General features: G+C 63.2%; 14 protein-coding genes. 10 read left to right on the top strand and 4 right to left on the bottom strand.

The genetic code is table 11. The features are described 5' to 3' along the window. Positions 1-18: 18 nt before the first annotated feature. The 5 genes from Q1W70_RS26405 to Q1W70_RS26385 all read left to right on the top strand — a co-directional run bounded on the left by Q1W70_RS26405 (position 19) and on the right by Q1W70_RS26385 (position 5,775). A complete protein-coding gene (locus tag Q1W70_RS26405) occupies positions 19-999 on the top strand; it encodes a LysR family transcriptional regulator (protein ID WP_166589460.1) in 981 nt (326 codons plus the stop codon). Between the two features lie 97 nt (positions 1,000-1,096). Then, a complete protein-coding gene (locus tag Q1W70_RS26400; RefSeq protein ID WP_166589459.1) occupies positions 1,097-2,677 on the top strand; it encodes an aldehyde dehydrogenase (NADP(+)) in 1,581 nt (526 codons plus the stop codon). Between the two features lie 91 nt (positions 2,678-2,768). Then, positions 2,769-4,151 carry an MFS transporter gene (locus Q1W70_RS26395; RefSeq protein WP_166589458.1) on the top strand — a complete coding sequence of 461 codons (1,383 nt, stop codon included), beginning with the start codon at positions 2,769-2,771 and terminating at the stop codon, positions 4,149-4,151. Continuing rightward, positions 4,148-4,888, top strand: a complete 741-nt coding sequence (locus tag Q1W70_RS26390; RefSeq protein ID WP_302098395.1) for an SDR family oxidoreductase — start codon at positions 4,148-4,150, stop codon at positions 4,886-4,888. The genes Q1W70_RS26395 and Q1W70_RS26390 overlap by 4 nt, the downstream gene beginning before the upstream one ends. A 38-nt stretch (positions 4,889-4,926) precedes the next feature. Further along, the gene (locus Q1W70_RS26385; protein WP_302098393.1) at positions 4,927-5,775 is read left to right on the top strand and encodes an ureidoglycolate lyase; all 849 of its coding nucleotides are present in this window, start codon (positions 4,927-4,929) and stop codon (positions 5,773-5,775) included. 32 nt (positions 5,776-5,807) lie between these two features. Here Q1W70_RS26385 and Q1W70_RS26380 read toward each other — a convergent pair whose 3' ends face one another. From Q1W70_RS26380 to Q1W70_RS26370, 3 genes are all read right to left on the bottom strand, one after another. Further along, entirely contained in the window at positions 5,808-6,026 is a 219-nt protein-coding gene (locus tag Q1W70_RS26380; protein ID WP_232534604.1) for a hypothetical protein, read from the bottom strand. 36 nt (positions 6,027-6,062) lie between these two features. Next, positions 6,063-8,252 carry a TonB-dependent siderophore receptor gene (locus Q1W70_RS26375; RefSeq protein ID WP_302098391.1) on the bottom strand — a complete coding sequence of 730 codons (2,190 nt, stop codon included), beginning with the start codon at positions 8,250-8,252 and terminating at the stop codon, positions 6,063-6,065. 125 nt (positions 8,253-8,377) lie between these two features. Continuing rightward, positions 8,378-8,578 carry a rhodanese-like domain-containing protein gene (locus tag Q1W70_RS26370; RefSeq protein WP_182344371.1) on the bottom strand — a complete coding sequence of 67 codons (201 nt, stop codon included), beginning with the start codon at positions 8,576-8,578 and terminating at the stop codon, positions 8,378-8,380. A gap of 364 nt (positions 8,579-8,942) precedes the next feature. Between Q1W70_RS26370 and nirB the strand changes: the two genes are divergently transcribed. Both nirB and nirD read left to right on the top strand, forming a co-directional pair. Next, complete coding sequence (gene nirB, locus Q1W70_RS26365) at positions 8,943-11,504, top strand: nitrite reductase large subunit NirB (protein WP_302098389.1); 2,562 nt, start codon at positions 8,943-8,945, stop codon at positions 11,502-11,504. Beyond that, positions 11,504-11,884, top strand: coding sequence for a nitrite reductase small subunit NirD (gene nirD / locus Q1W70_RS26360; RefSeq protein WP_166589453.1), 381 nt, complete (start codon positions 11,504-11,506; stop codon positions 11,882-11,884). Before nirB ends, nirD begins: the two co-directional genes overlap by 1 nt. 36 nt (positions 11,885-11,920) lie before the next feature. On the opposite strand, the gene Q1W70_RS26355 is transcribed toward nirD, so the two are convergent. Then, positions 11,921-13,267, bottom strand: a complete 1,347-nt coding sequence (locus tag Q1W70_RS26355) for an OprD family porin (RefSeq protein WP_182344374.1) — start codon at positions 13,265-13,267, stop codon at positions 11,921-11,923. A gap of 159 nt (positions 13,268-13,426) precedes the next feature. Between Q1W70_RS26355 and Q1W70_RS26350 the strand changes: the two genes are divergently transcribed. The 3 genes from Q1W70_RS26350 (at position 13,427) to Q1W70_RS26340 (ending at position 20,468) form a co-directional block, all read left to right on the top strand. Beyond that, positions 13,427-14,590 (top strand): acetyltransferase domain-containing protein, encoded by a 1,164-nt coding sequence (locus tag Q1W70_RS26350; protein ID WP_302098387.1) that lies wholly within the window; start codon positions 13,427-13,429, stop codon positions 14,588-14,590. 389 nt (positions 14,591-14,979) lie between these two features. Continuing rightward, positions 14,980-19,101 carry a DUF1592 domain-containing protein gene (locus Q1W70_RS26345; protein ID WP_302098386.1) on the top strand — a complete coding sequence of 1,374 codons (4,122 nt, stop codon included), beginning with the start codon at positions 14,980-14,982 and terminating at the stop codon, positions 19,099-19,101. Between the two features lie 2 nt (positions 19,102-19,103). Beyond that, the gene (locus tag Q1W70_RS26340; protein WP_166589449.1) at positions 19,104-20,468 is read left to right on the top strand and encodes a DUF1552 domain-containing protein; all 1,365 of its coding nucleotides are present in this window, start codon (positions 19,104-19,106) and stop codon (positions 20,466-20,468) included. Positions 20,469-20,754 lie beyond the last annotated feature (286 nt).

Genomic DNA, 20,754 nt, shown 5'->3' with positions numbered 1-20,754 from the left:
GTTTGACGAGGCGCACCCATGTCCGAACTGTCATTCTCCAGCTTCTGTGGCTGGCTCAAATTCCGCCACCTGCTGCTGATCGACACCCTGGGCCGCACCCGCAACATGCACCTGGCGGCGCAGCAGATGAACCTCAGCCAGCCGGCCATCAGCAAGATGCTCAAGGAAATCGAAAGCCTGCTCGGCTTTGCCCTGTTCGAACGCCAGCCGCGCAGCATGCCGCCCACGGCGCTGGGCGAGCATGTCTTGCGGTACGCGCAGATCGCCCTGAATGACGCGCGTTCGTTCGTCGAGCAGATCGGCAGCCTGCGCGAGGGGGGCCATGGTCATCTCAAGGTCGGCGGGATCTTTGCCGCCACCGCCATCGCCCTGCCCGAGGCCATCTTGCAGATCAAACAGCGCTGGCCGCTGTTGTCGATCGAGGTGGTGGAGCAGACCAGCAACCACCTGATGGAGATGCTCGAAGAGAAAAAACTCGACCTGGCGGTAGCCCGCTTCACCGAGCACAGCCAGGCACAACGCTACGACTTCCAGCCCTTGGCCCCGGAACCGTTCTGCATCGTGGTCAACAGCCGCCACCCGCTGGCCGACGCCGGGCCGATCTCCTTGCAACAGTTGGTCGACCTGCCGTGGATTCTGTACCCAGTGGGCACGCCGATTCGTGCGCGCATGGAACTGGCGTTCGCCGACGCCGGGGTAGCGCTGCCGCGCAATACCGTGGACACCATCTCCATGCAGACCTTCCTCCAGGTCCTGCAGCGCGGGCCGATGATCGGCATGCTGCCGGATGCCATGGTCCATCCGCTGCTGGAAAGCGGCCAGTTGAAAGCCCTCGACACCCCCCTGCACCTGGCGCCTCAGGACTACGGCATCCTCACCCGCAAGGGCGAGCAACTGGTGGGAGCGGCCCTGGAGTTCGCGCAAATCCTCACTGAAAACGCGCGCCTGGCCAGGGATCAGGGGGCAGCAAACGGGGCAGGCGAAGGGCAAATTCGATAACGCTTGGTTATCGGTTAATCCAAAAATGCCATTGGGAAAGAATCGATTCGCGGCAGTAGAGTACCGACCAGATTTCCCTCTGGGTCAGGAGACTGTCATGCCCGAACTGTCCGGTCACAACTTCATCGCCGGTGGCCGTAGCGCCGCCGGCTCCGTGGTCCTGCACAGCGTTGATGCGACTACCGGGCAGCCGCTGCCCAACGCCTTCATCCAGGCCACGGCCGAGGAAGTGCATGCCGCTGCCACCGCGGCCCATCAAGCCAGCGCGATCTACGGCAACTTGCCGGCCGAGCGCCGGGCCGAATTCCTCGACGCCATCGCCAGCGAGTTGGACGCCCTGGACGAGCAGTTCGTGGCCCTGGTCTGCCGCGAAACCGCGTTGCCAGCGGCACGCATCCAGGGCGAACGGGCCCGTACCAGCGGGCAGATGCGCCTGTTCGCCCAGACCCTGCGCCGGGGTGACTTCCTCGGCGCGCGGATCGATTTGCCGCTGCCTCAGCGCCAGCCCCTGCCTCGGGTGGATCTGCGCCAGTGCCGCCTGGGCGTCGGCCCGGTCGCGGTGTTTGGGGCCAGCAACTTTCCCCTGGCCTTTTCCACCGCCGGTGGCGACACCGCCGCGGCCCTGGCCGCTGGCTGCCCGGTGGTATTCAAGGCCCACAGCGGGCACATGGCGACGGCCGAACAGGTGGCCTTGGCTATCATTCGCGCCGCCGAGAAAACCGGCATGCCGGCCGGGGTGTTCAACATGATCTTCGGTGCCGGCGTCGGTGAGGCGCTGGTCAAGCATCCGCTGATCCAGGCAGTCGGCTTCACCGGTTCGCTCAAGGGTGGCCGGGCGCTGTGCGACATGGCCGCTGCCCGGGCGCAGCCGATCCCGGTGTTCGCCGAGATGAGCAGCATCAATCCGGTACTGGTGTTGCCGCAGGCACTAGAGGTGCGCGGCGAGCAGATCGCCCGCGAACTGGCCGCCTCGGTGGTGATGGGCGCGGGGCAGTTCTGTACCAATCCGGGCCTGGTGATCGGCATTCGTTCACCGCAGTTCAGCGCTTTGCTGCAGTCCCTCAGCGCGCTGATCGCCGAACAGCCCGGGCAGACCATGCTCAACGCCGGCGGCCTGCGCAGTTATGTCGAAGGCTGCGCCACCTTGCGCGCCCATCCCCAGGTCACACACCTGGCCGGGCAGGCGCAGGCGGGCAATCAAGCCCGGGCGCAACTGTTCCTGGCCGACGTCCAGTTGCTGCTTGGCGGTGACGAACTGCTGCAGGAGGAAATCTTCGGGCCGGCCACGGTGGTGGTCGAAGTGGCTGATCGCACTGAATTGCTGGCGGCCTTGCAGGGGCTGCGCGGACAACTGACCGCCACCCTGCTGGGTGAGCCGGCCGAGCTTGCACACGCTGCCGACCTGGTGGCGGTGCTGGCGCAAAAAGTCGGCCGGGTGCTGGTCAACGGTTACCCGACCGGTGTCGAGGTGTGTGACGCCATGGTCCACGGCGGCCCCTGGCCGGCGACGTCCGATGCCCGTGGTACCTCGGTGGGCACCCTGGCCATCGACCGCTTCCTGCGTCCGGTGTGCTACCAGAACTTCCCGGATGCCTTGCTTCCCGAAGCGCTGCGCAACAGCAATCCATTGGGGCTGACGCGCCTGGTCAACGGAGAAAAAACCACCCAGGCACTCTAGTCCAAGCAGCAACGCCGGGTGAATTGCTCGCCCGGCATGACCCATTCGATAAAAACAATCAGGCATGTCCACATGCCCAGGGGTTACCTCCATGCAAACGATATCCGAGCATCTGCCTGCGCAGGCGCAAGCCAGCGAACTCGACTTTGAAGACCGCACCTACCGCAAAGTGATCTGGCGCATCCTGCCGGTGCTGCTGCTGTGCTACATGGCCGCCTACCTGGACCGGGTCAACATCGGCTTCGCCAAGCTCGACATGCTCAACGAGCTGCAATTCAGCAACACCGTCTACGCCCTTGGCGCCAGCATGTTCTTCTGGGGCTACTTCCTCTTCGAGGTGCCCAGCAACCTGTTGCTGCATCGCTTCGGCGCGCGCTTCTGGATCGCCCGGATCATGCTCAGTTGGGCGGTGATCTCCATGGCCGTGGCCTACACGGTGCCGCTGGCGGGGATCTTCGGGATTGAGTCGAGCACCATGTTCTATGTGCTGCGGTTCCTGCTGGGGATCTGTGAAGCGGGCTTCTTTCCCGGGGTGATCCTGTACCTCAACTACTGGTTCCCGACCCATCGCCAGAGCCGGGTGATGTCCGGGTTCCTGATGGCCATGCCGATCAGCCTGACCCTGGGCGGTATCCTCTCCGGCTGGCTGATGAACAGCATGCAAGGGGTGCATGGCCTTTCGGGCTGGCAGTGGATGCTGATCATCGAGGGTATTCCGTCGATCATCATGGCCTTCGTGGTCATCGCTTGCCTGGCCGACAACATCGACAAGGCCAAGTGGCTGTCAGCCGCCGAAAAAGCCATGCTCAAGGCCAATCTGCAGACCGACAACCAGGGCAAGGTATCGCGCCTGGGCGAGGTGTTCTTCAACCCGCGTGTGTGGTTGCTGGTGCTGATCCTGCTGACCTTCAACACCGGTTTCTATGGCCTGGCGTTCTGGATGCCGTCGATCATCAAGAGCACCGGCATCACCAACAGCCTGCACATTGGCCTGCTGACAGCGATTCCCTATGCGGTGGCCACGGTGGCGATGCTGCTCAATGCACGCCACTCCAACCGTACCGGCGAGCGTCGGCTGCATGCGGCGATTCCGGCCTTCATCGGCGGCGCCGGGCTGATCCTCAGTGCTTTTTTTGCCGACAACCTGGTGCTGTCCGTGCTGTTCCTCAGCGTCGCCGCTTCGGGGATCCTCAGCCTGATGCCGATTTTCTGGACCTTGCCGGGCACCGTGCTGTCGGGGGTGGCGGCTGCGGCCGGGATCGGCATGATCAACGCCATCGGCAACCTGTCCGGCTTCACCGGCTCGATGATCACCGCCGTGGCCGAGAACCTCACGGGCAACATCAACAACGGTACTTACGTGCTGGCGGTGTGTCTGTTCATCAGCGGCGCGTTGATCCTGGCGATCCCTGCGGCGATGCTCGGGCGGACGGCGAAAACCGCGGCCGGCAGCGCTAACCTGGAGCGAGTATGAAGATGCAGAACAAGCGGGTGCTGGTGACGGCGGCCGGGCAGGGCATCGGGTTGGCCAGTGCGATTGCCTTTGCCGAGGCGGGTGCGCAGGTGTTCGCCAGCGATATCGATGTGCGTGGGCTGCAAGGGATCCCGGGCATCGAAGCCCTGACCCTGGACGTCACCTCGGCCAGCGCCATCAGCGAGGCGTGCCAGCGAATCGGTGCCCTGGATGTGCTGTTCAATTGCGCCGGGTATGTGCACAGCGGCAACATCCTGGAGTGCGATGAAGCGGCCTGGGCCCGGTCCATGGACGTCAACGTGACCGCCATGTACCGGATGATCCGCGCGGTGCTGCCGGGCATGCTCGAGCGTGGCGGTGGTTCGATCATCAACATGTCCTCGGTGGTCTCCAGTGTCAAAGGCGTGCCCAATCGTTTTGCCTACGCTGCGAGCAAGGCGGCGGTGGTGGGCCTGACCAAGGCGGTCGCCGCCGACTTCATCGGCCAGGGCATTCGCTGCAACGCGATTTGCCCGGGCACCGTGGAATCGCCGTCGCTGCGCCAGCGGATCGCCGAACAGGCGGCGCAGCAGGGCGTGGCCGAGGCGCAGGTGTACCAACAGTTCCTCGACCGCCAGCCCATGGGCCGCATCGGCAGCGCCACGGAGATCGCCCAGTTGGCCTTGTACCTGGGCAGCGACGCCTCGGCCTACACCACCGGTGGCGTGCATGTCATCGATGGCGGCATGAGTAACTGAGCGCCACCGGGCACCCCTTTAAGTAGCAGGAGCGAGATATGAAATTAGTGCGTTATGGCGACAAGGGTTCGGAAAAGCCGGGCCTGCTGGATGCCAACCAACAGCTTCGCGACCTCTCTGGCCACGTTGTGGACATTGCCGGGCAGACCCTGACCCCACAAGGCCTGGCGGCCCTGGCGGCGATCGACCCCGCGAGCCTGCCACCGGTGCTCGGTCAGCCACGGATCGGCGCCTGCGTCGGCCAGGTGGGCAAGTTCATCTGCATTGGCCTGAACTACGCCGACCATGCCGCCGAGTCGAACATGGAAGTGCCGAAGGAGCCGATCATCTTCAGCAAATGGACCAGCGCCATCTGCGGCCCCAACGACAACATCGAGATCCCCCGTGGCTCGCTCAAGACCGATTGGGAAGTCGAACTGGGCGTGGTCATCGGCAAGGGCGGGCGCTACATCGATGAGGCCAATGCCATGGATCACGTGGCAGGTTACTGCGTGATCAACGATGTCTCCGAGCGCGCCTGGCAACTGGAACGCGGCGGTACCTGGGACAAGGGCAAGGGCTTCGACACCTTTGGCCCGATCGGCCCGTGGCTGGTCACCCGCGATGAAGTCGCCGACCCCCATGCGCTGGACCTGTGGCTGGAAGTCGACGGCCACCGCTACCAGAATGGCAACACCCGTACGCTGATCTTCACGGTGCCGCAACTGATCGCTTACCTGAGCCGTTGCATGAGCCTGCAACCCGGCGACATCATCTCCACCGGCACCCCACCGGGCGTCGGCCTGGGCATCAAGCCCGACCCCGTCTACCTGCGCCCCGGCCAGACCATGCGCCTGGGCATCGCCGGGTTGGGAGAGCAGCTGCAGGTGACGGTGCAGGCGGATTGAGCCTCACCCCTCACCGCTGGCGGGTCATGAGGTCAGGCGCGCTCAGGATATGACGTTATGACCCAAGGCCCCGCCAGCAATGGACGGGGCTTTTTTTGCGCTGTCCGAAGCTGGCCAATGGAGAACTTCATGGTGAAGCAGTTGGGGTGAACCCGGCCGTCAATCCTTGCCGGGATACCGCGTTTGCGCCGGGCGGTCAGCCAGACGCCGAGGAGGTTGAGAATGACAGCGATGATTTCAAGATCGGACATTACGACTTCCTCGTGCGTGACCTTGGCGGGCCAGGATCAGAAGTTGACCGAAGCACTCAAGCGGGCGGTCAGCGGTGCTCCCTGGAACAGATACTTGTCGCCCATGTACTCACCGACATCGCGCCAGTAGCGCTTGTCGAACAGGTTGTCGACGGTCAGGCGGAACACCGTGTCGTAGCCGTCAATGCGCGTGCTGTAGCGGCTGCCGATGTTGAACACGGCGTACGCGCTGGCCTCGACCTGGCCTTGCTGGCTGGCGTATTTGCTGGCGCTGTATTGCACCCCGCCGAGCAGCGCCAGGCCGTCGACCCAGGGCAGGGCATAGTCGCCATAGAGACTGGCGCGCAGGTTCGGTACGTTGATGGTCTGGTGACCTTCGTAGGCCGGGGTGTCGCTGCCCGAGACCCGCGAGCGGATCGCCGCGACACTGGCGGAAATCTGCAGGCGCTGGCTGGCCCAGCCATTGGCCGAGAGTTCCAGGCCGGTGTTTTTCTGCTCCCCCTGCTCGGTGAAGGTGAAGCTGCCATCGGCATTGGGCCTGGAATACTGATAGCCCTGGCGGATCTGGAACAGCGCTGCGCCGAGGCTCAGGCGTTGCCAGTCGTACTTGATCCCGGCTTCGATCTGCCGCGACACGGTCGGTGCGAGGACCTCGAAGGCATTGCTGGCGAACCACGGCGCCTCGCCACCCAGGGACAGGCCCTTGCTGTAGCGGCTGTATAACGCCAGGTTCGGCAGCGGTTTGTAGATCAGCGCGGCCTGGGGCAGGAACTCGTAGCGCTGGGTGTGGCGGGTGGTGTCGCCCTCGCTGTCGAAGGTCTCTTCATCCAGGCGCACCTCGCGACCGCCGAGCACGGTCTGCCACTGTTCGTTGAAGCTGATCCGGTCGTTGAAGAACAGCCCGTACTGGCGACTGTCCAGGTGTCGATACGAATCATTGAGCGGCCCCGCGTAGCGCGGGAAATCGGCCGGCTCACTGGCGATGTTGGCGCTGCCGATCCACTCGTTGACCGGTTCGCGCTTGTCGACGATACGCCGAAACGCGCTGCTGCCGACGGTCAGCTCGTGGCCCAGGCCCGCCGTGTCGAAGGTGCCGCTGAGGGTGGCCTGGGCTTCGTCGTTGCGCCGGGTGTCGTCGGGGCTGCGGAAGTCGTAGATGTCGTAGTCACCCTCGGGACTGAAGTAGTTGGGCACCGCCGCGCCGGCACAACTGGCGGCGCCGTAGCAGCCCCAGGCGAACGAGCTGTAGTCATCGATCACCACCCGGCTGCGCGAAGCGCTGAGGTTGCCTTTCCAGGTGTCGCTGAAGCGGTATTCGAAGTTGCCGTTGAGGTTCAGCGCATCGGTGGTCACCGGTTTCGAGCCGCTCTGGTGCGCCAACAACTGCTTGGGCGAGGCGTGGTGCGGCAGCTCGGTGCCGCCGAGCAACTGGTAGCCCGGTGCCGAACGCTGTTGTTTGGTCTGGTACTCGACATCCAGTTGCAGCAGCGCGGCGTCGCTCAGGGTCCAGTCCAGCGCCAGGGAGGCGAAATCGCGCTGGCCATTGGTGTGCTCGACGTAGGAGTGCAGGTCTTCGTGGGCCAGGTTGGCGCGCAGGCCGAACTGTTGTTCGCTGCCGAAAAAGCCGCCGACGTCGGTGGCCAGGTAACCGCTGCCGCGATCGTCGGTGGACACCGTGACCGAGCGTACATCGGTCGGACGCTTGGTCACATAATTGATCAGGCCGCCGGGCTCGCTGACCCCGCTCTGCAGGCCCGCCAGGCCCTTGAGCAGTTCCACCTGCTGTTTGTTCTCCAGGCCGACGTTCTGCTCGCCGGTGATGGTACGGCCGTTGATCTTGTAGCTGCTGGCAGCGTTCAGGGAGAAGCCGCGCACCACGAAGTTTTCGTAGTAGCCGACCGGCGCGTAGCTTTCACCCACCGAAGCGTCGTTTTTCAACACCTCACTGAGCAGGCGTGCCTGCTGGTCCTTGATCAGCGCTTCGTTGACGACCGCAATCGAGGCCGGTGTATCGAGCAAGGGCGTGGGGTCGAATCCACCGACGGTGGCCTCGGACACCTGATAACCGGAGTGGTCCTCGGCACTCACGGTCACGGCCGGCAGCAGGGTCTCGGCTGCGTGGGCCGAGGGCAGGGCGCTGGCCAGCAGCAGGCCGAGGGTCAGTTGATTAAGGGCAAAGCGCGGGGCGCAGCCGTCCTGGGGGGACGTCCGGTAAAGCCTATCCATGTGAAACTCCTTGATGACTGCAATCCCGGGGCAGGCGAACACCGGGCAAAGGGGCCCAGGTGCGCTCCAGGAAAGCGCTGTGCGGTAAAGCAGGAAATCAGGTTGAGTACGTGCCCTTGGGGGCATCAGTCCGGAGTTGCTCCGGTGGTCATCGGCAAGTTCGAATCCGCGGCCCATTCTTGAAGCGAGCCATCATACAAGAGCACGTCGTCGCGGCCGACCAGGGTTAACGCCAGGGCCAGGGCGGCTGCGCAAATTGCGCCGCCACAATACAGCACCAAGGGCCCGGGCGCATTGGGCAGGGGGCAGTGAGTGGCTGCGGCCATGCACTGTTATAAAGCCCGCGCGACCTTTCGTGCACTAAGCCAAGTCACGCCGCGAGGGGGAGCTCCCGATCGGGTGCCACCGCACATGGGCTGCAAGCGCCCGGAATAGGGGCTGTGGGGGGCTGGCTGCGGTTCTGGCACAAAGGCTGCAATACATCCCGCAGGCCTGGCGCGCAGCAACACCGTCGTCCAGGCAGCCCCCTCGGTCAACGACGATCGATTGGCCGCACAGGTCGTGGGCAGCAGCGTTGAACCGGGCACAGCAGTCGGGTTTGCACAACGCAAATGAACAGGCAAAGACGCCTGGAACCGTAAGGTTTCAGGCGTTTTTTTTTGCTTTTAGAACAGTGATCGGGTGCTACTTATGAACTCCAATGTTGCCGCGTTGAACACCTTGCAAACCCTGGTCGTGATCGGAAACGGCATGGTCGGCCATCATTGTGTGGAACAGTTGATCGAGCGCGGCGCCCTTGGGCGCTATCAGCTGCATGTCTTCAGCGAGGAGCCGGTACGGGCCTATGACCGGGTACACCTGTCCGAGTACTTCACGGGACGTGATGCCGAGTCACTGGCGTTGTCCGACGCGGCGCTGTACCAGACGCCGGGTGTCACCCTGCACCTGGGAGTGCCGGTGCTGGAAATCGACCGTGCCCGGCGCCAGGTGATCACCGCCCAGGGCAGCGTCGCCTACGACACCCTGGTCCTGGCCACGGGTTCCTATCCCTTTGTACCGGACATCGACGGCGCCGAAGGCGACTCGCGCCTGGTCTACCGCACCCTCGAGGACCTCGATGCCATCCGGCGCGCCGCCAGCAATGCGCGGCGCGGTGTGGTGGTGGGGGGGGGGCTGCTGGGCCTGGAGGCGGCCAATGCCCTGAAAAGCCTCGGCCTGGAAGCCCATGTGGTGGAATTTGCCCCGCGCCTGATGCCGGTGCAACTGGACGAACTGGGTGGCCTGGCGCTGAAGTCGCAAATCGAACGGCTGGGCGTCGGCGTGCACCTGTCCCGCGCCACGCAATCGATCAGTGCCGGGGAGCAGTACCGCTACCGGATGAACTTTGCCAACGAAGAAAGCCTGGAGACCGACCTGATCGTGTTCTCCGCCGGGATCCGTGCCCAGGATGCCCTGGCTCGCCAATGCGCGCTGCACATCGGCCCGCGCGGTGGGGTGGTGATTGACGACCGGTGCCTGAGCAGCGACCCGCACATTTATGCCATTGGCGAGTGTGCCTCGTGGAATGGCAGCCTGTTCGGCCTGGTCGCGCCGGGCTACCAGATGGCCCGCAGTGTCGCGGCGCAGCTGTGCAATCAGGACGCTGAGCCCTTTATCGGCGCGGACATGTCGACCAAGCTCAAGCTGCTGGGCGTCGACGTCGGTTCCATCGGCGATGCCCATGCCCACACCCCGGGTGCGCGCAGCTTCCAGTTCATCGACGAAGCCAGCGCCAGCTACCGCCGGCTGGTGGTCGACGCCACCGGCAAGCAGGTGCTGGGGGCGGTGCTGGTGGGCGATAACAGCTACTACGACACCTTGCTGCAATACGCCCAGAACGGCATTGCCCTGCCGGCCGAACCGGCCAGCCTGATCCTGCCATCCTCGACCGGCGCGCCCACTCTGGGCCCGGGCGCCTTGCCCGAGTCGGCCATGGTCTGCTCGTGCCACAACGTCAGCAAGGGCGCGATCTGTTCGGCCATCGACGGAGGTTGCAGCGATCTGGCCCAGCTCAAGACGCAAACCAAGGCCTGCACCGGCTGTGGCGGTTGTGCCGGCCTGCTCAAGCAGGTGTTCGAGCACGAGTTGATCGCCCGTGGCGTCAGTGTCGACAAGAGCCTGTGCGAGCACTTCGCCTTCACCCGGCAGGAGCTATACGCCCTGGTGCGGGTTGAAGGGCTGCACAGCTTCGAAGAACTATTGGCCCGTCATGGCCGTGGGCACACCGGCTGTGATGTGTGCAAGCCGGCCGTGGGCTCGATCCTCGCCTCGTGCTGGAACCAGCCGATCATGGATGCCCCGCTGGTGCCGTTGCAGGACACCAACGACACCTTCATGGCCAACATGCAGAAAAACGGCACCTATTCGGTGGTGCCACGTATCGCCGGGGGCGAGATCAGCGCCGAGAAACTGATCGTGATCGGCCAGGTGGCGAAGAAGTACCAGCTGTACACCAAGATCACCGGTGGCCAGCGCATCGACCTGTTCGGCGCCCAGTTGCACCAGTTGCCGCAGATCTGGGGCGAGCTGATTGAAGCCGGATTTGAAACCGGGCATGCCTACGGCAAGTCGACCCGCACGGTGAAGTCCTGCGTCGGCAGTACCTGGTGCCGCTACGGGGTGCAGGACAGCGTGGCCATGGCCTTGGTGATCGAGGACCGCTACAAGGGCCTGCGCGCGCCGCACAAACTCAAGTTCGCGGTCTCCGGCTGCACCCGTGAGTGCGCCGAGGCCCAGAGCAAGGACGTCGGGGTGATTGCCACCGAGAAGGGCTGGAACCTGTACCTGTGTGGCAACGGCGGCATGCGCCCGCGGCACGCCGAGCTGTTTGCCACTGACCTGGATGACGCGACCCTGATCCGCTACATCGATCGCTTCCTGATGTTCTACATCCGCACCGCCGACAAATTGCAGCGTACCTCGGTCTGGCGCGAGAGCCTGGAAGGCGGTCTGGATTACCTCAAACAGGTGATCATTGACGACAGCCTGGGGCTGGGCGAGGAGCTGGAGTCGCAGATGCAACTGGTGGTCGATCGTTATGAGTGCGAGTGGGCCAACGCCCTCAAGGACCCGGACAAACTCAAGCGTTTCCGCACCTTCGTCAACGACGAACGTCCCGACCCGAGCATTCATTTTGTCGAGGAGCGTGGGCAACGCCGGCCGATCATGGCCGCCGAACTCAACCTTATTCCCGTCACCGAGGAGCTTGCCTGATGAACCTGTCCAATTCCCAGCGCGCCGACGCCCATTCCCCCCGCTGGCAGTCGGTGTGCAGCGAGCACGATCTGGTCTGCAACTCGGGGGTGGTGGTGTGGCTGGACGGCGCACAAGTGGCCCTGTTCTACCTGCCGCAGGCCGAGGGCAAGACGCTCTACGCCATCGACAACCACGATCCGCAATCGGGGGCCAATGTCATCGGTCGCGGGCTGGTGGGCAGTCTCAAAGGTCAACTGGTGGTGGCGTCGCCCCTGTACAAGCAGCACTTTCGACTCGAAGACGGGTGCTGCCTGGAGTATCCGCAGCAGCGTCTGCGCGTCTGGCCCGTGCGCCTTAACGATGGGCAAGTGCAAGTGGGCGTGGCCAACGAGCACTGACCTGTATGGGCCAATGGCTGTGGTTGGCTGGCAGACTCAGAAGCGTCCGTTGAGGGGGTACTCGACGGCCAGGCGAATCTGCTCGGTGTCGAGCTCTGCCTGGGCGGTATTGCCGCGGTGCAGGTTGTGCCGCAGTGACAGGGCCAGGTCCTTGGCCGGGCCGCTTTGCACCACATAGCGGGCTTCCAGGTCGCGCTCCCAATGCTTGCCGCCCGCGCCGTAACCCAGGTAGGCATAACCACCTGCCGGGTCGACGTGGCGCCCATCAATATTGCTACCGCGCACATAGGCGGCGCTGAGCACCAGGCCGGGCCAGCCGAACGCCTGCATGCCCAGGTCGTAACGAGCCTGCCAGGATTGTTCGTGGGGGGCGTTGAAATCCGACAGTTGCATGGCGTTGGTCAGGTAGATCGCGCCCCGGGTCACGTAGTCGAAGGGGGTGTCGCCATCGACCTTCTGGTAACCCAGGCTGAAGGTGTGGGCGCCATTGCGGTAACTGGAGAGCAGGCTCCAGGTGGTGTTGTCGATCGTGCCCGACCAGGCCTGGCCGGTGTCGAGGGTGCGGTACAGGTTGAGGTTCAGCGTCAGCGTCTGGTCGAGCCCCAGGGCATGGCTATAGGTGCTGCCCAGGTAATGCTGGCGCCAGTTGTCTTCGTAGCGCGCGCTGTACAGGCTGGTGGAGAGCCCTTCAATGCCGTCGAAGACCAGGCCGGCGAGGTCGAAGTTGTTGCCTTGCCTGGCGTTGGAGTAATTCACCACAAACCCCTGGTCGTGGCTGCTGGCATTGCGGTCGGTGCTTTCGTTGAAGTGGCCGCCGAGTATTTTGAACCCGGCGAACTCCTGGCTGTTGAGATAGAAGCCGGTGGCGGTTTCCGGCAGCAGGCGACTGTCGGATGAACTGAAGACCGGGGTCTTGACCCGTTGCTCACCGTAACTGAGGGTGGTCGAGGAGGCGCGCAGCTTGAGCGCCGCGCCGCCGCGGCCGAACTGATCCTTGGGATGACCGTCGTTGTCGAGCCCCAGCAACCGCGCCTTGCCGGCCCGACCGCCGCCGCTGTCCAGTTGCCAGGCGGCATAGGCATGGGCATCGACGCCCACCCCAACCAGACCCTGGGTAAACCCGGACTGCAGGCTGCCCATCAACCCGTATCCCCACTCCTGGGCGTTGCCGCTGCGTTCGTTGCGCGGCTTGTAGGCATTGCGTGCAGCGTTGTTGCGCGCGCCGTGCTGGTACTCGCGGTGATCCAGGACACTGCGGTTGAGCAGGCTCCAGCGGCTGTCCTCGACCAGCCCGCGAGACTGTTCCTGGGCCGAGCCGGCCAGCAGCGTGGTGGACTGCGCGGCCAGGGCGAAGGGCAGGGCGAGGCGCTTGAATCTGATCATGTATGGGGTCCTTGCATACACCTTGGGCAGGCTGACAACGCCTGCCTGTGCAACGGGGTTTTGAATGGGCTGTGTAATGTAATACTATTACATTAAATATCAAGCCCAATGGCTTGAGACAGGCCGTTTCCTCCCACCCTCTGCGTTGCGAACCCCTCCATGACAAATGCTGTTCTCCGACCCTCCGGCACTGGCCGGTTGCTTTCCATCGATGCCCTGCGGGGCTTGGTGATTCTGTTTATGTTGCTCGACCACGTGCGTGAAACGTTTCTGCTGCACCGCCAGGTCAGCGACCCCATGGACATTGCCACCACCGAACCCGCGCTGTTCCTGAGCCGCACCCTGGCCCATCTGTGTGCACCGATCTTTGTGCTGCTCACGGGCCTGTCCGCCTACCTGTATGGCGAAAAATACGCGGGCAAGGCCGATGTCTGCAGCTTCCTGTTCAAGCGCGGGTTGTTCCTGGTACTGCTGGAAATCACCCTGGTGAATTTCGCCTGGACCTTCCAGATCCCACCGACAGTGATCTACCTGCAGGTGATCTGGGCCATCGGCCTGAGCATGCTGGCCCTGTCGGCGCTGGTCTGGCTGCCACGCCCGCTGTTGCTGGGTTTGAGTGTGCTGATCATTGCCGGGCACAACCTGCTGGACGGCCTGCATTTCGCGCTGGAGTCGGCGCTGCATGTGCCTTGGGCGGTGTTGCATGACCGCGGCTGGATCGAGTTCTCCGACGGCCTGCGCCTGCGCACCTCCTACCCGGTGCTGCCGTGGATCGGCGTGATCGGCCTGGGATATGCCATCGGCCCCTGGTTCGCCCAGGCCAGCGACGCCGCCTGGCGCCAACGTGCACTCTTGATCGGCGGTATCGCCGGGCTGGTGGGCTTCGTCGGGTTGCGCTTGCTCAACGGCTACGGCGACAGACCCTGGGTCCAGGGTGACAGTGCCCTGCAGACGCTGATGAGCTTTTTCAACATCACCAAGTACCCGCCGTCCCTGCTGTTCATCACCCTGACCCTGAGCCTCGGCCTGCTGCTGTTGCGCGGCTTCGAATGGCGCCAGGGCAGTCGCTGGATTCTGGCATTGAGCGTGTTCGGCTCGGCACCGATGTTTTTCTATCTGCTGCACCTGTACGTTCTGAAGTTCGCCTACCTGTTGGCAGTGGTGTGCTTTGGCCTGAATCAGGGCAGCTACTACGGGTTTGATTCAGTGTGGGCGGTGTGGTTGGCGGCGGGGCTGTTGGCGTTGGCCTTGTACCTGCCGGTGCGCTGGTTCTCTCGGCTCAAGAGCCGCCGCCGTGACCTTGCCTGGCTCAAGTATTTCTAGGCGCAATCGCTGATTCTCTGCTTGGGGGCCGTCCGGGGCGTGCAAGTCTGCGGGCGGCTTCACAAGCCAGTACCTGTCAACTCTGACAGTAGACGCGTCCTGTCAATTGGCGCTTTCATAAAAGCGTTTGTAGCACGTGCTCCAACAATTGATTGCAGCGCCCGTACCCACGGGTGGTTGTGCAAGGACGAGTGTCTGTCAGTTCCTGTCTCTATGGCTGTCCAGCCATGTTGTGGTCATGCAGTGGAACCGCATTGGAAGACATTCCAATAACTACACCGGGCTAGGCTCGCCATACGGCGGCAGCCCAGGGTCAGGTGGTTCGCAACGCTCGATCAGCAGTTCTTGCGGGGCGACGAAGCGCTTGGCTGACGCATGAGGCCTGAGTCATGGAAAAGTCCGTCGGTGTGTGTCGCGTGCTGCTGAATTTGGGACTGGTCGCGTTGTGCGTGATCATCGGTGTGGTGTTTTTTCCCCTGTCGGCTGAGTCCGCGCCTGTTCCCCGCGAGTCCTGTTCGGCGCCGGCCTATGTCGCCAACACCGAGTACCAGCAGGGCCAGCAGGTGACTCACCACGAGCATGCGTACGAATGCTGGAAAGATGCCGAGGCCCCTTTGGGGGTTGGCAGTTGGGCCTGGTGTAAACAGCCGTCTTATGAACCGGGAAAACCCAATGATCACTGGTCTCATGCCTGGAAAGACCTGGGCGCGTGCGGTGGCTTCGAGGGCAATCAACTGACGCTGAGCTTCGCCACCCTGAGCGGCAAGGCGCCTCTGAAACCGGCGGTGCCTGGTGTGGCGCGGGCCGATCAAGTGTTGACCGGGGTGCTGCGCTGCAAGGCCGAGGACATCCCCATCAGTGTCAAGGCCAATGAAACCCTGCGCCTGGACCAGCTCAAGGCGTGTGACTATCAACTGGTGATGAATGTCGCCGACGGTTTCGTCCCGCTGAACACGCCGCGCATCGTTTCGTTCAAGCAGGACGCGGGCGAAGAACAGGTCGTGGAGGTCAAGTACCGGCCGCCGGTGGACGTCGCCAAGCTCAACGGCCTGCCCGGAATCAAGATCGAATTGTTTGCCCAGGGCCTGATTCAGCCTCGGCAGATGGCCATGGGCAAGAAGGTGCTCTATGTCGGCTCCAGCGCAATTCCGTCGTATGTCTATGACGGCAAGATTGCCGACATGATCTACGCCTTGCCACTGGATGCCGCCGGCCGACCGACCGCGATCCATGTGATCGCCAGTGGCCTGGAAGAACCCCATGGCGTGGCCTGGCGCGACGGTGATCTGTATTACTCGACCACGGGCGGACTGTATCGCCTGCGCGATGCCGATAACCACTACAAGGACCCCAGGCCTGAGCGAGTACTCGACTTCCCCGCCGATGACAAACTGTTTCCCCTGCCGCCCCTGGCCAGCGGTTCCAACACCCGTATCTGGCACATGAAACACCCGTTGCGCTTCAGCCCGGTGACTACGGACAAGTGGCTGTACACCGCCGTCGGCATTCCCTGCAACCTGTGCATGATCCCCGCCGATCAACGCTACGGCACGCTGTTGCGTTACTCGCTGGAGACCGGTGAGTCGCAAATCCTCGCCAGGGGCGTGCGCAATTCGGTGGGTTTTGACTTCAACCCCGATAACGGCAAGCTGTGGTTCAGTGACAACAATCGCCAGGGCTTTCCCAACCCCGATGAAGTCAACGTGATCAGCGACCCCGACTTGCACTTCGGCGTGCCCTATTTGTTCGGCAAGGGCACACCCGGTTTCACGCAGGAGGAGTACCAGAACCCCGGCGTGATCCAGCCACCGCTGGTGCCGGGCGCGATTGTCTCGGACAAGGCGCCAGCCCAGGTCAACCCGGCCGACTACGTGCCAGCGGCTTTCGAGTTGGGAACCAACACCGCGCCACTGGGGGTCAAGTTCTGGAGCGGCTATCCCGGCGCCAGTAATACCCGACGCCTGTTGGTGGCCGTGCACGGTGCCGGCTCAAGTGCAAACCCCGGCATGAATGTGCAGATGCTGACGATTCAGGACGCCAAGCAGGTGGTCAATCAGATCCCGCTGATCAATGGCTTTGTCCAGGATCCCGACCGCTTCGACGTGTATTGCCTGGACAATTCCTGCATTGGCCGGCCCGCCGAGTTTCTGGGCCTGGCCGACGGCAGCCTGTTGATCAGTGACGATGTGGCCGGGGTGATTTATCGCGTGCGCTATGACGCCAGCGGTTTGCCGCCCACCCAATTGACGTTGCGCCCGTCGTTGCCGCCAGCAGGCTACGAGCAAGAGATGATCAGTGGTTACCTGACCGCTGCGGATGGCAATCGCCGCCTGGTCCATGTGTCATGGAACCCGGCGAACAGCGCGGCCAGCCTGGTCCTCGACGGTCTGCCCTATGGTGAATATCAATTGCGCCTCAATGATGTGAGGGATTGGATTCCGCAAGTGCGAAACACCGTCTTTACCCTGTCGGCGAGCCACAAGAGCCAGGAGATAGTCCTTAATTACCGCGAGCGGCCGGTCCAGCTCGAGGTCGAGGTGACAATCAAGGCCCCGGCCAAGCCGGCTTCTGTGACGGATGCGCAATGGCACGTCAGCCTGGTCGACGAGGCCCGGCCTGATGGCGAAGCGCGGGTGATCCAGGTGCCGTGGGGCGCGAGCACCACGCAGATTTTCAACTATGGCAAGTACAAGGTGGTCTACCCGTTCTACGCCAAGGCCAAGCCTGAACCTGAACTGCAGTTGCTGGAAATTGATGAGTCCAGCGAGAACAGCCAGTTGCCGGCGGTGGTGTACCGTGCCGTGGACAACCTGGGCGAAACGGTCATGGCCCAGGCCTGCACCAAATGTCACGCGGTCGAGTACTTCGACAGCTTGCGCATGGCCCTGGCCTGGAGTGTCGCGGGGCAGGATGCGTTGGTCCGGCAGATCAAGAGCATGCCGGTGTCCGGGCATTGTGATACCACCTGCGCCACGGAAATCAGCAAGCATCTGTACAACGTGGTCTGGAAACCGTATCTGGACCCGGGCGAGTCTCACGGGGTACGGCAGGTGCGCCTGCTGACGCCCGATGAGTACGCTGCCAGCGTCAAGGATGTCCTGGCGGTCGAGATCAACCCCGAGAAGCTGCCGGCGGACAAGTCGGAGAAAGACTTCAAGTACCCGGGCGAGGCGAGCCTGGGCATTCTGCAGGTCGAAGACGTCAAGGCGTTCTACGACATGGCCTTGTGGGTAGCCGAGCGTGTGACGCCGGCGCGCTTGCTGACCCTGACCTCTTCCAAGGCGGGATCGGACCTGGTGACGTCGTTGGGCTACCAGTTGTTCCGGCGTCCGGTCAGTGATGCCGAGCGTGTGCGCTATCAAGCGCTGTTCGACGAGGAGGGCGCGCCGGGGCTGATCGCCGCGTTGCTGCTGTCGCCGAACTTCCTCTATCGCTTCGAACTGGGGTCGCCCCCCGCCGAGGGCGGTAACGTCTATCAACTGACCCCGTTCGAAGTCGCCACCGCACTCTCTTATGGCTTCCTCGGCACCACGCCGGATGTCGAACTGCTGGCCAAGGCGCAGCGTAACGAACTGCAGACCGAGCAACAGCTCGGTGCCGAGATCGAGCGCATGATGCGCACGGAGCGGGGCATCGAGCAGTTCAACCGGTTTGTCAGCTACTACGTCAAGACCAACCGTGGCGTGCAGGAAAAACCCGGGCTGAGTGGGCCGATGATTCAGCTCATGGCCCAGGAACAGTACCTGTTGAGTCGCAACCTGATGTTGAACAACGGCACTTTCGAGGAGATGTTCACCCCACGCTACACCTACCTCAACCAGGCCCTGGCCGCGCACTACGGGATCGGCGGCGTGTCGGGCAGCGAGATGCGCAAGGTCGCGGTCGATGACAAGCGCGGCGGGCTGCTGCACCTGGGAATGACCCAGGCTGCCACCTCGGACTACCAGGCCACGTCGCTGGTCAAGCGCGGCATCATGATTCGCGAACAGATGTTCTGCCGTGAGTTCGGCGCGCCAGTGGAGGCCGACCCTACCGATCCAACGTATCCGCCACGCGCCATCACGACCCGCGAGTACTGGGACTCGGTCAACGGTGAGCAGGCTTCCGGCGGACGTTGCTGGCAGTGCCACCAATACATGAACGACACCGGGTCCTCGATGGAGCACTACGACGCGGCCGGACGCTATCGACTCGAGGAGCAAGCCCACAACTACGCTCAGTACCCGCAGATGCTGCCGATCAAGGCGTCCGGTCCGTTCCTCATGGCTACCGGAACCGAACCGATCAACGATGTTCGCGACATCGCCAACATCGTTCCGCGCAACCCGGCTTCGCAGTTCTGCATGGCTGACAGTTACTTCCGGTTTGTCTTTGGCAACAAGTCCGACGCCTCGACATCGGGCACGGTCAAGGCGATCGCCGATGGTTTGAAATCGACGGGCTCGCTGGCCGAGATGCTCAAGGCATTGGGGACGTCCAAGGCGTTCATCTACAAGACCGAGAGGAATTGATCATGGATATTCTGAAAAGTCGGCGGCGTTTTCTGCAGGGTCTGGCGGCGGCGAGTGTCTATGGTCCGCTGAGCCAATTCGGCCTGGCGCGCATGGCGTTGGCCGGGCAAGCCGAGCAATCCAAGTTGAAGGTGGTGTTGGTGGTGGTGCCCGATGGCCTGGCGGTGGACTCCTACACCGGGGGCGGTTTTGGTGATGGGCGCGGGTTGTGGCATCCCACGGCACAGGGCATGGACACCACGACCTTTACCTTGAACGAAATCAGTGCAGAGCTTGAGGCCTATCGCAACCAATCGCTGTACTTGCGCGGGATAATCCTGGGGCCGGGAAACGTGGGTCATAGCGGTTGGAACTGGGTCTTGCGCGACAGCGGTTCGAGCCAGTCGTCGATCGATATCCTGTTGGGTCAGGCCTTGCCGGGCACCGAGCCCTCCCATCGCAGTCTGTTTGCCGGGCCGCATGCCGGTGTGGATGGCACGCCTTGGTTCGTCTCCTTCCAGGGCGGGGTCATTCGCACCCCTTACCGCGACCCGGTGTTGATGGCTGAGGCGTTGTTCAAGGAGCCTGTGCGGCTTGCCACAGGTCCGCAGCCCAGGAGCCGTGCGCTACTGGAAACGGCCCTGGCGGATATCCAGGAAATCAAGGGCAAGCTGTCCGGTGCCGAGCGACAGAAGCTCGATACTCATCTGGACTCCGTGGAACAGGTGATCAAGGACCTGGATATGACCCAACCGCCAGTGGGTGAATGCAAGCCAGTGACCCTGGAGCCGCTGGACTTCCGGTCCGCGCGGGACCGCACGCGTGTCCAGGCCAACCATCATCAGGTGGTCGCCACTGCCTTGAGCTGCGGGATCACCCGGGTTGCAACGATTCAGATCGGGCGTTCGGCGGAGTCGCTGAACATCATCGACGTCAGTACCTCCAGCAATCCCCATGATTGTGCCCATCGGTATTCCGGGGAGGCCTTCTGGAAGGGCACACGGCAATGGTATGCCCGTCAGGTCAAACTGTTCATGGATGAACTGGCGCGCTATCAGGACCCCCATGTACCCGGTGACAGCCTGCTCGACCATACCCTGGTGGTGCTGACCAGCGAGATGGCCGACGGTGCACCTGAACATATGATCGACATGCCCCTGGTGCTCATGGGGGGCGCGAGTGGGCTGCTTAAAAGTGGAGAGGGCGCCGGACGCTATTTCAACATCACCGCGCAGGCTGATCGACAGCATCATTCGGGAAACCCGGTCATTGGGAAGCACTTCGTCGATATGCAGCGGATCTGGGCAACCCTCGCCAAAGCCGCCGGAACCACTGTGCCCTATGGTGGCAATATCGAGCCGGTCACCGGGATTTTCAGCAACGTGTGAATGAGCGTCCGGCGGTTTTGAACGTGATTCAAACCGCCGGATAAGGCGCACGGGCGGGCATGAACCAGGGTTTTCATTCGGGGGGAATACCTGTACCTGCCGGTGCGCGGGTTCTCCCGCCCCGCCCGGCCTTCTCGATGGACCGTGGAAACTTCGGCTCATAACACAGCAGCAACGACACCCAGTGGGCGCAGGCATGGATGATGACTGCTCACATTCGGTTCTTGGTTGGTTCTGCGCAGGCCCTAACTTCAACTTGAAGTCAGATTGCCGAGCAAGTTGGAGG

Source organism: Pseudomonas kielensis (assembly GCF_030505375.1).
GTDB lineage: Bacteria > Pseudomonadota > Gammaproteobacteria > Pseudomonadales > Pseudomonadaceae > Aquipseudomonas > Aquipseudomonas kielensis.
This window is presented reverse-complemented; position numbering and strand designations above follow the sequence as displayed.

Excerpts from the sequence above, each read along its gene's own strand:
- Q1W70_RS26405 (WP_166589460.1), top strand. The coding sequence starts at position 19 with ATGTCCGAACTGTCATTCTCCAGCTTCTGTGGCTGGCTCAAATTCCGC.
- Q1W70_RS26390 (WP_302098395.1), top strand. The coding sequence starts at position 4,148 with ATGAAGATGCAGAACAAGCGGGTGCTGGTGACGGCGGCCGGGCAGGGC.
- Q1W70_RS26400 (WP_166589459.1), top strand. The coding sequence starts at position 1,097 with ATGCCCGAACTGTCCGGTCACAACTTCATCGCCGGTGGCCGTAGCGCC.
- Q1W70_RS26345 (WP_302098386.1), top strand. The coding sequence starts at position 14,980 with ATGGAAAAGTCCGTCGGTGTGTGTCGCGTGCTGCTGAATTTGGGACTG.
- Q1W70_RS26350 (WP_302098387.1), top strand. The coding sequence starts at position 13,427 with ATGACAAATGCTGTTCTCCGACCCTCCGGCACTGGCCGGTTGCTTTCC.
- nirB (WP_302098389.1), top strand. The coding sequence starts at position 8,943 with ATGAACTCCAATGTTGCCGCGTTGAACACCTTGCAAACCCTGGTCGTG.
- nirD (WP_166589453.1), top strand. The coding sequence starts at position 11,504 with ATGAACCTGTCCAATTCCCAGCGCGCCGACGCCCATTCCCCCCGCTGG.
- Q1W70_RS26340 (WP_166589449.1), top strand. The coding sequence starts at position 19,104 with ATGGATATTCTGAAAAGTCGGCGGCGTTTTCTGCAGGGTCTGGCGGCG.
- Q1W70_RS26395 (WP_166589458.1), top strand. The coding sequence starts at position 2,769 with ATGCAAACGATATCCGAGCATCTGCCTGCGCAGGCGCAAGCCAGCGAA.
- Q1W70_RS26380 (WP_232534604.1), bottom strand. The coding sequence starts at position 6,026 with ATGTCCGATCTTGAAATCATCGCTGTCATTCTCAACCTCCTCGGCGTC.
- Q1W70_RS26375 (WP_302098391.1), bottom strand. The coding sequence starts at position 8,252 with ATGGATAGGCTTTACCGGACGTCCCCCCAGGACGGCTGCGCCCCGCGC.
- Q1W70_RS26355 (WP_182344374.1), bottom strand. The coding sequence starts at position 13,267 with ATGATCAGATTCAAGCGCCTCGCCCTGCCCTTCGCCCTGGCCGCGCAG.
- Q1W70_RS26385 (WP_302098393.1), top strand. The coding sequence starts at position 4,927 with ATGAAATTAGTGCGTTATGGCGACAAGGGTTCGGAAAAGCCGGGCCTG.
- Q1W70_RS26370 (WP_182344371.1), bottom strand. The coding sequence starts at position 8,578 with ATGGCCGCAGCCACTCACTGCCCCCTGCCCAATGCGCCCGGGCCCTTG.